The sequence below is a fragment of the Paenibacillus sp. SSG-1 genome, from assembly GCF_002224835.1.
GTDB lineage: Bacteria > Bacillota > Bacilli > Paenibacillales > Paenibacillaceae > Paenibacillus_AQ > Paenibacillus_AQ favisporus.
The window spans coordinates 1,043,330-1,056,964 of the sequence record NZ_MBRK01000001.1; the positions used below are offsets into that span (position 1 = coordinate 1,043,330).

At 51.5% G+C, this 13,635-nt stretch carries 10 protein-coding genes; 8 read left to right on the forward strand and 2 right to left on the reverse strand.

The features are described 5' to 3' along the window. The first annotated feature begins 189 nt into the window (after positions 1–189). From BCV73_RS04935 to BCV73_RS04945, 3 genes are all read left to right on the forward strand, one after another. The gene (locus BCV73_RS04935; protein ID WP_089546307.1) at positions 190–2,991 is read left to right on the forward strand and encodes a glycoside hydrolase family 2 TIM barrel-domain containing protein; all 2,802 of its coding nucleotides are present in this window, start codon (positions 190–192) and stop codon (positions 2,989–2,991) included. A 135-nt stretch (positions 2,992–3,126) separates the two neighbouring features. After that, positions 3,127–3,729: a TetR/AcrR family transcriptional regulator gene (locus tag BCV73_RS04940; protein ID WP_089546308.1), complete on the forward strand. Its 603-nt coding sequence runs from the start codon at positions 3,127–3,129 to the stop codon at positions 3,727–3,729. Between the two features lie 205 nt (positions 3,730–3,934). Beyond that, positions 3,935–4,480, forward strand: a complete 546-nt coding sequence (locus BCV73_RS04945; protein WP_089550101.1) for a VanZ family protein — start codon at positions 3,935–3,937, stop codon at positions 4,478–4,480. A gap of 185 nt (positions 4,481–4,665) precedes the next feature. On the opposite strand, the gene BCV73_RS04950 is transcribed toward BCV73_RS04945, so the two are convergent. Both BCV73_RS04950 and BCV73_RS04955 read right to left on the reverse strand, forming a co-directional pair. Further along, the gene (locus BCV73_RS04950; protein ID WP_089546309.1) at positions 4,666–5,538 is read right to left on the reverse strand and encodes an NmrA family NAD(P)-binding protein; all 873 of its coding nucleotides are present in this window, start codon (positions 5,536–5,538) and stop codon (positions 4,666–4,668) included. Positions 5,539–5,573: 35 nt separating this feature from the next. Beyond that, positions 5,574–5,969, reverse strand: a complete 396-nt coding sequence (locus BCV73_RS04955) for a nuclear transport factor 2 family protein (RefSeq protein WP_089546310.1) — start codon at positions 5,967–5,969, stop codon at positions 5,574–5,576. Between the two features lie 282 nt (positions 5,970–6,251). On the opposite strand from BCV73_RS04955, the gene BCV73_RS04960 reads away from it, so the two are divergent. The 5 genes from BCV73_RS04960 (at position 6,252) to BCV73_RS04980 (ending at position 13,516) form a co-directional block, all read left to right on the forward strand. Continuing rightward, entirely contained in the window at positions 6,252–6,629 is a 378-nt protein-coding gene (locus tag BCV73_RS04960; protein ID WP_089546311.1) for a nuclear transport factor 2 family protein, read from the forward strand. 336 nt (positions 6,630–6,965) lie between these two features. Beyond that, on the forward strand, positions 6,966–9,464 hold the full coding sequence (locus tag BCV73_RS04965) for a glycosylhydrolase-like jelly roll fold domain-containing protein (protein WP_089546312.1): 2,499 nt from the start codon (positions 6,966–6,968) through the stop codon (positions 9,462–9,464). Positions 9,465–9,832: 368 nt separating this feature from the next. Then, positions 9,833–11,326, forward strand: a complete 1,494-nt coding sequence (locus BCV73_RS04970; RefSeq protein WP_256992748.1) for a spore germination protein — start codon at positions 9,833–9,835, stop codon at positions 11,324–11,326. Positions 11,327–11,336: 10 nt separating this feature from the next. After that, positions 11,337–12,422, forward strand: a complete 1,086-nt coding sequence (locus BCV73_RS04975) for a GerAB/ArcD/ProY family transporter (protein ID WP_076168911.1) — start codon at positions 11,337–11,339, stop codon at positions 12,420–12,422. Next, on the forward strand, positions 12,419–13,516 hold the full coding sequence (locus BCV73_RS04980; protein WP_089546313.1) for a Ger(x)C family spore germination protein: 1,098 nt from the start codon (positions 12,419–12,421) through the stop codon (positions 13,514–13,516). The genes BCV73_RS04975 and BCV73_RS04980 overlap by 4 nt, the downstream gene beginning before the upstream one ends. Positions 13,517–13,635 lie beyond the last annotated feature (119 nt).

The window sequence follows — 13,635 nt, forward strand, 5'->3', positions numbered from 1 at the left end:
CATTTGGCTTTCGGATTTCTGCCTCAGATGGATTTCATAAAATCAAGAAATCCGAAAACAAGAGTGATCGTAGGGACATTTTACGTACTTGCCCCTATCGTTCATTTCAAATTTTCAACTTATACAGCTTCTGTTTCTATGACTATGTATGCGCTGCATGCAGCGTAACGATCTCAAGGAGGTTATCATTTGCTTACTACATTAAATCTAGCCGGAATTTGGGAACTCCAATTGGATGGAGAGAAGTCCGGATTGCAAACGCCGTTCGCCGATACGATGGCGCTCCCGGGCACGACATCGCATGCCCGAAAAGGGGAGCGGAACGAAGCCGCAGAGATCGGCTCGCTGACGGATGAGTATCGTTTTGAAGGCTATGCCTGGTTTTCACGGACGTTTGAAGTGGACGCATCACTCGTGGGGTTACCCTGCTTCCTTTACCTGGAGCGTACGCGTGTGACAACCGTTTGGATCGACGGTGAGGAATTGGGCAGCCGTAACAGTCTGAGCACCCCCCACGTGTACGAGATCTCCGGAGGACTGACGGCAGGGACGCATACGATGCTCATTCGCGTCGACAACACGAACTACCCCACCAAAGGCGGCCATCTTACATCCCCGGATACCCAGACGAACTGGAACGGCATCACCGGACGGATCGAGCTGCAATTTACGGGCCAGCGTTACCTGCAAAATGTCCAGGTCTATCCGGATGCGGCAAGCCGGTCGGTCACCGTCAAGGCGCGCCGCGTGGGCATTTCTGCAGACAAGCTGGTCGTGTCAGCATACGGATTCAACGGCGATTCCGAGCATCGGCCGGAGGCGCAAACGTTCAGCCTTTCCGATGATCGCGAGGTCGTTATCACATACCCGCTCGGTGAAGACGCCAGACTGTGGAGCGAGTTCGATCCCTACCTGTACAAGCTGAACCTTCGTCTGGTGGACGAGGAAGGATCGCTGCTGGACGTGACCGAAATCGTATTCGGACTGCGGGCATTTCAGGCTGACGGCGATAAGTTTACAATTAACGGGGTCCGGACTTTTCTGCGCGGGAAGCATGACGGCCTCATTTTTCCGTTGACAGGCTATGCGCCGACGACCGTTGACGAATGGCTGCGGGTGCTTACCATTGCCAAATCGTACGGCATCAACCATTATCGCTTCCATACCTGCTGTCCGCCGGAAGCTGCTTTTACCGCGGCCGATCTGCTGGGGATCTATATGGAGCCGGAGCTGCCGTTCTGGGGAACCGTCACCGACGAATCCGATCCGAATCATAACGCCGCCGAACAGGAATACCTGATCCAGGAAGGGTTCTCCATGCTGGAGAGCTTCGGCAATCATCCGTCTTTTGTCATGATGTCGCTCGGGAACGAGTTGTGGGGGAGCAAGTCGCGCCTCAGTGAGATCCTTGCCGCTTACAAAGCGTTCGATGACCGCCCCTTGTATACGCAAGGCTCGAACAACTTCCAGTTCGTGCCGGACATTCTCCCGGAGGAGGATTTCTTCTGCGGCGTCCGCTTCTCGCGGGATCGTCTCTTCCGCGGCTCCTACGCCATGTGTGACGCGCCCCAGGGCCATGTGCAGACGGACATGCCAAGCACCCGGAAAGATTATGACGAGCAGATTCAGCCGTCCGTTTTCGGTAAAGGACCGGAGGAAGGATCCGGGAACAGCATCCAGATCCAGTACGGAACAGGTACGAAGACCGTGCAGGCGTCGGCTGTAGAAGAACAATTGATCCCCCGCATTCCGGTCGTTTCGCACGAGATCGGCCAGTATGCCACCTTCCCGAATTTTGCCGAGATCGAGAAATACACAGGTCCCCTCAAAGCCCGCAATTTCGAAACGTTCCGGAAACGGCTCGAGGACAAGGGGCTCGGCCATTTGGCGGAGGCTTACTTTTGGAACTCCGGGCAGCTGGCGGTAGACTGCTATAAGGAGGAACTGGAAGCTGCTTTCCGCTCCCGCCGGCTGGCAGGGTTCCAGCTGTTGGACCTCCAGGATTTCAGCGGCCAAGGGACGGCGCTTGTGGGTGTGCTGGATGCTTTTATGGACAGCAAAGGCTTGGTGACTCCGGAGGAGTGGCGGACGTTCTGCTCCGACGCCGTGCTGCTGGCTCGTTTTGACAAATATCATTTTACAGCCGGCGAGCGTTTCGGCGCGCACGTCGAACTGGCTTATTTCTGCGGCATACCGCTAAACACGGTTGAGGTGGTCTGGAACGTTGCAGAAGGGGGGACGATTCTGGCCGAAGGAACGCTGGCTGCAGAAGCATCCAAAGACGATAACTACGTCGATTTCGGGGATATCTCCTTCGTAGTTCCGGAACCTGCGGGTATGACACAGGTCACCTTGTCACTTGCGATCACCGGGACGGATATCCGTAAAACCTACCCGCTCTGGCTCTACCCGGCGGGAGTGACTGTCGATGTATCAGCCGAGCAATGGGTAACCGCACTGGACCCAGGCGTCCTGGCGCGTCTTGCGCAGGGGGAGTCTCTGCTGCTTACGCCGGACCCAGACCGGCTGAAATCCGCCGTAGACGGCACGTACTGCACCGATTTCTGGTGTTACCCGATGTTCCGGTCGATATCGGAGAGCATGAACAAGCCTGTGCCTGTCGGTACGATGGGACTGCTGATCGATCACTTGCATCCGGCACTGCGGCATTTTCCAAGCGCCTCGCATTCGACGTATCCTTGGTGGAGCATCGCGACCCACTCGCGTCCGATCATTCTGGACGATCTGTCCCAAGCCTTGTCGCCGATCGTTCAGACGATTGACAATTTTGAGCGCAACCATAAGCTGGGCCTCTTGTTCGAGTGCCGGGTCGGCGCCGGCAGGCTTCTGGTCTGTCCGCTGAATACGGAAGCGGTGATTGGTACGCCGGAGGGCCAGCAGTTCCTGCACAGCCTGATCGAATATGTACGATCGGAAGACTTTGATCCGCAGGTTGAACTTGCGCCTTCCGAGCTTCAGGCCATCCTGTAAGCTCACGATCTTCAGGAGGGCTCCATCCAAACCGGACGATGCTGAAAATACGGACGTTTGGTTGAGCAAAACTGCCGCTGACGTTGCAGCTCCACGCAATTTGCCCTATGATGAGAGAGAAAAGGGGAGCTGAACGTGGCTAGAACCAAAGCATTTGATACGAATGAAGTTCTGCATAAAGCGATGAAGGTTTTCGGGAGCCGGGGCTATGAAGGCACTACGCTGCCGGACCTGTTAACCGGGCTGGGCATCGCCCGCCAAAGTTTGTATGACACGTACGGTACGAAGCGTGACCTGTTCGTGACGGCCGTCAAATATTATATGGATCGTAAAAATCGCGATTTGCTGGAATTGATGGACCAGCCGGGTGCGGTTATTGATAAAGTGAAGCTGGCTTTCACGGCGATGATCAGCGCTCTGGCGGACCCGGAGCTGCGCCTGGAGTGTTTTATCATCAGCAGCGCGATTGAGCAAGCGCCTCATGACGAGGAGCTGGCCGCCTATATCCGCTCCAACACCGAACAGGTGGAGCAGGCTTTCTACAGCATGCTGGAGCGAGGGAAGGAGCGGGGCGAGATCGATCCGGCAACCAATACCCGCGAGTTGGCCCGGTTTCTGGCGCATGAGCGGATATCCTTGGTCGTTGCGGCAAAGATGGGGATGGACGAACAGAACCTGTTGGGGATCATGAAGATCGTGCTGTCGGTCGTCAATCCAAGTGGTAGTCATATTGAATAGAAGCGGTGCGCAAAAAGGGCTATCCCGTGGTCATCGGTCATGATCATGGGATAGCCTTTCTTCATGTTGCTTAAAGAGTAAAAAAGCTATTACAGGCGTGGTAAAATGGTTTTACACTTTAGGTCGGCTTAAAGTCAAAGCCGATGCGAATGTTGTAAACTGAACACTGGAGAATAGGCGGGAAACAATGAAAAATGGAAGTACGATGAATAAACAAGGGAGAATGGAAACAGTTTTTTTATATGCAGTGTTCATTTGTTACATCCTTTTTTTATGTAAATTATTGTTCTTGTCAAGGGTTTCGCTTGTGGATTTGTTTAATAGTCAAAGGACTATAGATAGGTCGATCAATCTCATTCCTTTTCATAGTATAAAGGACTATATATTTAGCAGCTCTGCCACGATAAAAAAATTCGCTTTTGCTAATGTGGTTGGCAATATCGTTATCTTTATTCCTCTCGGCGCCTATTTGTCGTTAATTAAGAACAATAAAAGAACAACCAATCTGCTATTCATAGTAATGACAAGTTTATTTATTGAAATCATTCAGGGCCTTTTAGGCATTGGAGCATCAGACATTGATGACATCCTTTTAAATGGTTTGGGTGGATTCGTCGGTATTTTAGGGTATACGTTTTTAATGTGTATATTACGGGATAAGATAAAAGTACGTACTGCAATTACAATACTATCGGCAATAGGATTACCCGTTCTATTATATTTATTATTTGCGGTGAGATTGCGTCTCTGAATATCTTTATTGCATAAACAAGATGGTCCCTTACGGAAAAGGAACGGACTTATGACAAAGGATTGTTCTTCTGCTTATGATCCAATCGTTCTTTGCCGTAAACCCGCTCCATGACCGTAATAAAGGAGCTATTCTTTTGCTAGCGTTTATTGGTTAATCAACAGCCTGAAACTATACATCGTTGCTCAGACGTAAGTCTTCTCCAGCCAGCACCGGTTGTCCCGAATAAATTCATCCAGCGACCGCGGATTCCGCCCGGTTACTCGCAGTACCGTGTCCGTAACCTGATCTTCCACGCCTTCCGTCCGAATACGGCGATCCAGATCAGCCAGGAATTCAGCGTAGTCATTCGGAATACCGGCGGCTGTAAGCGACTGCGCCAGCTGCTCTTCCGTAATGCGGCTGTGCTTGACGGCCAGGCCTGTAAGCCGGCTGATTATCGCTGCGGCTTCATCATAGCTGAGTGATTCGGGCCCCGTAATGATATGCTCTGTATTGTGCGGTTCCTTGTCCGTCAGCGCATGGAAGGCGACGGCTGAAATATCTTCCGCATCCACGAAGCCGACTTTGCCATCCCCGGTCGCCGTGAACATTTGACCCTGCTGGCGGATGGTATGCCCATGTCCGGCTTCCGTAAAATTTTGCATGAAATAGGATGGCCGCAGCACGGCCCATTCGGGCGCGTGCTCTTTCAGGTACTGATGGACGGGGCCGAAGACGGGCCCATGCTCCGTTATCGACGCGCTGGAGAGCAGGACGAAGCGGCGGACGGAGGCGTCCAGTGCTTTGCGGATCAAAGGGATCATGACTTTATCCGGGTGCATGCCCGTCGGGGCGACGAGATAAATCGCACCAACACCTTGCAGGGCTGCTTCGTGGGTGGAATCGTCGTACCAGTCAAAGCGTGCATGGTCTGCCAGGGCATTCTCCATGTTGGACGGGCTTCGTCCGGCTGTCCGGATGGAGTAGCCTTGGTTGATCAAAAGCTGGGCGAGACGGAAGGAAGTTTTTCCTTGTCCTCCTGTGATGAGAATGCGATTGGATGAATCGGTATGCATAAGAACAGCTCCTTTTTTTATCGTTTGAGTGATGATCAAAGTGCTAACGGGTTCCAGTAGTCCTGAAACCGGACAATTTTTCCGTTCTTAACCTCTACGACAGAAATATACTTCTGCTCATACGGTTTGCCATCCGCGAAGACGGTCCCGTTGCCTTCGTACTGGGCAATAAATACCGGGGATTCCGCCGAAACATGGATTACCGGTTTGGTAAAAGAGCGAATCTCAAGCAGGGTGTCCAGCATATCCAGGTGCTGCTTCAGAGCCCTTTTACCCTTCAAAAATTGAGGTAGCGCCTCAGGCGCGTAAGGGAATTCGAAAACGATATCCTCATCAAACAAATCGAGAAAACCTTCATAATCTTTGTTCATAATACGATCTGTGAACCATTGCATGATCGTTTCTGCCTGTGCGGAAGAAATCGTGCCCATTTGAGATGCCTCGCTTTCTGCGGTGGATTGGACCTGTTTAGCAATTCGCCACAGGTATGGACCTAATATAACAATTCCGGACTAAATGGTCAATAATATTTTGACTAAATAGTCCGAAAAAAGAAAAAACGATGGAAAGAGGGCTCCTGTTATCAGGTGAGCCGCTCTCAGCTTTTCATGAATAAGGTCACTCCATTGGCATACGGACGAAGGGAGGTATACAATACCATTTGGGCGAGCATCGCAAATGACCCATGAAAATCTGTTCATAGGAGGGGAACCATGCCGCAGGAAGACGTGATCAAAACCGTGATGAAACAGTACATTGACCGCTTCAATCAGGATGATGTGGAAGGCGTGCTTTCCCTTTTCGGGGAAGAAGCCACCGTGGAAGATCCGGTCGGTTCACCGGCTGTAGAAGGGAAATCCGCAATCGCTGAATTTTACAAAAAGGTGGTTAATGGAAATACCCGAATCCGGCTTGAGGGACCCATACGGGGATCCCACAGCAATTCGGGAGCCATGGCGCTGCAAATTACGACCTCAGCCGAAGGGAAAACCATTTCCATACCGGTCATTGAAGTGATGACCTTTGACGAACAAGGCAGCATCGCTTCGATGAAGGCCTACTGGGGACCGGGGGATATGGTCATCAAGTAATACGGTATTGGCATAGGTGCCGCCGTACTGGAGCACATGCTGCCCGGTATGGCGGCTTTACGTTTTTCCGGGAAGAAGGATGCACGGGGATAGTCACGACAGCGGGTAATCATAAAATTTGATTATTATCACGTCCGGAACCAGGTGATATTCTGGGGAGGCGCGGCCCTGAAGTCCATATTATTATATGATTTCGCACGATTTTAATATTGTCCTTTCCACTGCATGACGGTAAGATCGTTGTAGTTTGAATTGAAACCGCTTCCTAAAAAGAATTCCATATGCGTATTTCTACAGGTATGGATTGCTGATCAACGTGAAAATGAGGTGCAGTTCATGACGGAAATCGAAAACCTTAAACAGCAGTTTGCCGATCCGCCTGCTGAATTCAGCCCTATTCCTTTTTGGTTCTGGAACGATGCCCTGACGGAGGAGGAAATCATCCCCCAAATCCATGATTTTCATGCCAAAGAGGTGGCAGGGTTCGTCATTCACCCGCGGATGGGAATGCCCAGAGAGATTCCTTATTTGTCGGAGAAATACATGGACTTGGTTGAAACCGCCGTATCGGAAGCCGCCGATCTGGGGATGCGGGTCATTCTGTATGATGAAGGGATGTATCCTTCCGGCTCCGCCTGCGGACTCGTCGTGCGGCAGAATCCCGGGTTTGCCAGCCGGGGGTTGCGGCTTCAGGAGATCCCATGCGATAAAGGATCAGGCCCCGTCAGGGTTCCCATCTCACTGTCCCCTGGGGAGACGCTGGTGTCGGTCCAAGCTGTTATCAAGCCGTCTGCAGGTGAGGCCCAATTGGGAACGGCACTCATGCTCGAATGTGAGAACGACGGCGTGTCGTTCACACCGCCGGCACAAGGAAATTGGTCGGTCTTATTGTTCATCGAGACTCCATCGCAGGGAACCATCCGCGGGGTTCATCCCGGACAGGACGATGGCGAGCCGGACGCTCCATTAGCGGCTGATTTACTGAATCCGGATGCGGTGAGAACCTTTATTACGATAACGCATGAAAGATACTATCAAAGGCTGCATCGCTATTTTGGAACGACCGTATTCGCCTTTTTCACCGACGAACCGGATTTGCTCGGCCGCGGCCATATCAGGGGGCTGAAGCCATGGACGAACGGCTTCCTGAACGAGCTTATCGAGAACGGCTTTCGGGAGCAGGATTTACCGGCGCTGTGGTTCGAGACGGGAGACTCTGCCACTTCGGTCCGCGAAGCCTACGAAACGGCGGTCCGGAACCGGCTGGGCCGCACGTATTATAAGCAGATCGCCGATTGGTGCGAAGCGCACGGCATCAGCCTTACCGGTCATCCGGCGGGAAGCGACGACATTGGGCTGCTGGAGCATTTTCATATTCCCGGGCAGGATGTCGTCTGGAGGTACATCGCTCCCGAAGACGGCAAGTCGCTCACCGGCGTGCACAGCACCATGGGCAAGTGCTCATCGGATGCCGCCCGCCACCGGGGGAGACGGAGAAACCTGAACGAATGCTTCGGCGTCTGCGGAATCGAGGGCGGCTGGTCGCTGACCGCCGACAATATGAAATGGTACCTGGACTGGCTGTTCGTCCGGGGTGTCAATCTGATCAGCCCGCATGCCTTTTATTACTCCATCCGCGGGGAGCGCAGGGACGAGCGTCCTCCGGATGTCGGACCTCATAACATTTGGTGGCCGGAATACGGACGGTTCGCAAGGTACATCAAGCGGATGAGCTGGATGATGACAGGCGGCGTGAACGGAGCGGAGGTCGCCGTACTGACGGGGGCTAAACACCTGCCTTGGCAAATCGTCAAGCCGCTGTATGAGCAGCAGATCGAGTTCAATTACTTGGAGGAATCGCTGCTGAACACCTCCTGCGAGTTAGAGGACGGGACGATTGCGATCGCCGGTTACCGGTATAAAGCACTCCTGATTGAGGATTCCCTGCGGCTTGCGCCTTCCAGCCTGCAGTTCCTAAGGACGTTTGCCGATCAGGGTGGCGTGATCATCGAATGGAGTCCTGAAGGCAGGCAGAGCACGGACATCGGCCAGGTTGCGGTAAGCCGCGCCGTAGAGATTCCGGAAGCGCTGGGGCGCAGGCTGGGCAGCAAGCATAGGCTCGAACCCGCCGCGGAAGCGATTCGGATCAGCCGCGTGCTGAAGAACGATATCTGTTTCTATGTCATCGTCAATGAGGGTGAAGAAGAATACGAAGGTGCCTTGCGGATAAACCACGCCGGTACGGCGGAGTATTGGCGGCCTTGGACGGGGAAATGCGAAGCGGCGAGGACGGTTCAAACAGAGGATGGACAGGTCGTCGACTTACGTATAGAGCGCAGGGAATGCATCATCGTTGCCGTGAATCCGGCCTCGGATGACCAAGGGGCAGGCTTCACAGGGGAGCCGGCGAAGAGCAAGAGGGATGGGGACGTATCGGTGGAGGACCTGTCGGAAGGCTGGCAGGTGGTGGATGGTCCATGGACCGGGGAGCTCCCTTCGCTGTCGTCATGGACCGGTTGGGAAGGGATGGACCACTTCTCGGGAACGGTTGTTTACGAGCGGAGCTTCGAGCTTGAAGATCCGTCCGCGTGGATGGAACTCCTGCTGGATCTCGGCGATGCCCATGAATTCGTTCAGCTCGAGGTGAACGGCAGGGAGGCGGGGGTCCGGATGTGGAAGCCGTACGTTTTTGACTTGGCCGAATCGGGATTGCTTTCTGGAACGAACCGCTTACGCGTGTCTGTCACGAACAGCCTGGCCAACCGCTACGACGGCAAGTCCTTCCCATCCGGGTTGATTGGCCCGGTACAGCTGAGGAAGGTGCCGCATCCTTAAGATTTCTTTGGCAGGAAGAACTGAGTTCGTGACGGCAAGTTGTCGAACCCCATATGAAAGGTAACTCTTCGCTGCAGGCTGATCTGTTAAGGGATAGCGGATGACGTTTCCCGTTTGACGGCCAGCTTGACGAAGCGGCGCAGCGGTTCGAGTTTGAACCGGGACATCATTTCGATTTAAAATAACGGCAGAATCTGCTCCTCTTCCCGCGGCTGCACAGCGTCTGTGCAGCCGTCCCGAAGAGGAGTTTTCGTATTTGGCAATCCTCGGACGCATACGATGCACAACGATTCTCAAGTATATGGACTCTGCGAAATGGCGAAAATGATGAGAAAGATTCATAAACCGTGCTGCAAGGGGACCGACAAATGTCATTTTTCAAACAACTATGGAAGGCCATGCTCAAGGATGAATCTAAATCGCAGGAAGCCATTGTCGAGGCATATCCTGAAAACAACGAAAGGCCCTCTCTTCAACATACGCTGGAGCAATTTGACAATTGCGCCGATCTGGTGCATCGAACGTACCCCAAACTTCAAGTGGATATCGTGTACTTTAGTCCCATGATGGATATGGACAAGCTGACTCGCGACGTATTAACCCCGCTGCTGCAAGCTGGTGAAGATGAAGTATACGGCGTGTTGGAGCAAAGCCAATTTTCCAAAAGTGAGGACAGTAAGCAAATTGTTAAAGGGATTCTTTCCGGACAGGCAGCCATCTTTTACGGGCAATCCGCCTATTTAGTGGATGTTTTCGGCCCCGAATCGCGCGCCGTAACCCAATCCGAAACGGAGACGGTCATTACGGGCCCCCATGATGCTTTTACAGAACGTGCGGGAACGAATCTGGCGCTCATTCGCAGCCGAATTCGAAGCTCACATCTGAAAGTGATCCGGTTGTCTGTGGGGGAAGTCACCAAAACGGATGTGTTTATCCTTTATATAGAAGGAATTGCAAACATGGATTATGTCCATGAGGCGATAAGCAGAATTAAAGCCATTGAAATGGACGCCGTGTATGACACCTCGATGCTCATCCAATGCATAGAGGACAGCCCAAAATCCGTGTTTCCCCAATTCATTACGTCGGAACGTCCGGACGCGATTGCGTCCAAGCTGGTATCCGGGCGGGTGGTCGGGCTCTGTGACGGGAGTCCGTCAGCATTTAGTGCACCTACATCCGTGTTCGAATTTTTCTCTTCCTCGGACGATTACTACCAACGATGGATGGTCGGTACCGGGATCCGCCTGCTTAGATTCGTTGCCTTTATCATTACAGTAGCCTTCACGGCCCTTTACGTGTCCGTCACGACGTATCATTATGAGATGATTCCTGAAAATCTGCTGATCCCGTTAACGGAATCCAGAAGCAGGGTTCCCTTTCCGCCTTTATACGAAGCTCTGCTGATGGAAACCACGATCGAGCTGCTAAGGGAAGCCGGCGCACGGCTGCCTACTAAAATCGGGCAAACCATCGGTATCGTCGGGGGTATTGTGATAGGACAGGCAGCCGTTCAGGCCGGTCTGACAAGTAATATTTTAATTATCGCCGTGGCAATCTCTGCGATCTCCTCCTTTGTTATTCCCAGTTATGCCATGAGCGGCTCGATTCGAATCATCCGTTTCGGAATCATCGTATTGGCAGGAATATGGGGGAACTTCGGGATTGCGATCGGTTTCACCGCGATCATTATTCATCTTGGGGGAGTGCTCAGCCTCGGTACGTCATATTTAACTCCCGTTGCCCCGTTTAAGTTTAGGGATTGGAAAGATACGTTTATCCGGGCTCCATTTTTTATCCTGGATGAAAGACCTACGCAAACCAAGACGCCAAACCGGATAAGACAAAAGCCCAGAAGGTAGGTGACGGCTCATGAAGGAGAAGTTATCTGCGTTTCACACCACCATATTAATCTATATGACTCAAGTCGGCGTAGTCAGCTTCAGCCTTCCCCGAATGCTTGCCCAGCATTTTGGAACGAACGGTTGGCTTGCGATATTCATTATGGCGGCCTTTGCATTTCTAAACACGGCGATCATTGCTGTTGTTTATCGGCTGTCCAAAGGGAAATCCGTCTTTGAAACGCTAGAAAGGTCGATTCCCAAAATCGTTCTGTTCCCGATATACCTTTTTTTATGCTGTTTTTGGGTAACGATCGGCTGTTTGGCCGCGAAGGAGTACATATTTATCTTTCAAATTATCGCTTTTCCTTCGACCCATCCGATGATCTTTATGTTTATTTTTTGTGTGCTCGCCTATTTATTAATTAATAAGGGAATTTACAATATTGCCAAAGTTTCGACCGTTTTTTATATCATCACGGTGTGGATCCTTTTTTTGTTCTTTTTTTACTATCATGACTTTAAGTGGACCCGGCTTACGCCTTTCATTTTTCAAGGTGGAAATCCGGACAAAATCAAAGGGTTTTTCGATGTGTATCCAGCTTTTCTCGGATACGAGCTGACCCTACTGCTTTTTCCATATGCGGACAAAAAAACGCATCTCATGCGGTCGGCATTTATAAGCAGTGGGCTGGCGACCATCGTGTATGCGTTCATTGCCTTCGTCTCTTTTGGCTTTTTCGGTTTGGGCTATCTGAAGGTGCTGCAATACCCGATTCTCGTCTTGTTTGCGTATGTTCACCTTCCGCTCATTGAACGCATTGAGAATCTGCTTTACGGTTTTCTCTTGTTTACAACCATGATCACGACGGTGATGAACAGCTGGGCTGCCGTTGAGGTCGGGAAAAGGATGTTTCCCAAATTAAAAAACGTCGTATTAAGTTTTTTGATCATGCTGTTCGGTTATGTGATCTCCATTATCCCGAAGGTGCTGATGGAGGCCCAGAGGTGGCTGAATTACGCAGCTTACATCGAAACCGGTCTTGCTTTCGGCTTCCCGATTGCTCTGATCTTGTTGTTGCTTATTCAACGAAGCAGAGGTGAATTCCAATCATGAACAAAAGATGGCCCGGATTGTTGTTGACCCTTGCCATGCTTACGGGATGCGACGATCAGCACATATTGGAGAGAACCGGATTTTGCCACACGATCAGCTACGATCTTTTGCCGGACCATAATTTTAAAATCGGACTGAGCGTACCCAAGGCAGATCCGAACTCCAAGACGGACCGGGAGGTGCTGCAAGCTATCGCCCACAGCAGTAAGGACTCACAACCGAAATTGGTCAGACAAACCAGTCTGCTGCTGGTTAACGGACAGCTGCGGAACCTTCTCTTCAGCCTGCCTTTAGCCGAGGGCGGTCTTTTGGACCAAATGGATACACTGAGCCGAGATCCATCGATTCCGCCTAAAGTCAAGATTACTCTGGCTGATGGCGATGCCTATGATTTGCTTAAAAAAAATTACAAGGAGCACCCCCGAACCGACCGGTACATTTATACTTTGCTGGAAAAGGAAGCTGCGTATCAGACGGTGCCTGAGGCTACCTTGTACGAATTCATACGGGATTATTACGATGACGGAATCGATCCGATCGCTCCTATCATCAAAGACGCGGGAGATACGATTACGGTCTCCGGCGTAGGATTGTTTAGAGGGGACAAATATATTACCAGGATCAAACCGGATGATTTGCACATATTGGCTTTGTTACGACATAATCTGCGGCATGCGGATATGACGATCCATCTGGCCTCGGAAGGACAGCACAAAGAGCTGATCACCTTCAACTATTTGAAGAGTGACCGGAAGATCGATGTTCTTCGCGACAAGAGCGGCAAACCCGTGGTGATGATTCATATCAAGGCGTCCGGATCGGTGCTCGAGTATATCGGAAAATTGAAGCTGCACAGTGATGCGGACCGAAATACATTATTGCAGCAGGCAGCCAGGCATCTGGAGAGCAGAGCGGATGAGATGATCAAGTTTATGCAGGATAACAAGGTGGACAGCATCGGGATTGGTGCTTATGTGCGCAACAGCATGAGTTATGCGTCCTGGAAGAAACTTGACTGGTATGAAGAGTATGCTCATCTTACCGTGAAATGCAAGGTCGATTTAAACATCGTCAACTCTGGACAAACCCTCTAGAAGCGGCTATCTGAGGCAGGGAAGGGGTTATTCTGAAAGACGAAAAAAAGGGGGTTGACACCAACCGCATTTAAGCATAGAATTGTCTCATAATCAAATATCTCAAATTAAAGACAAAT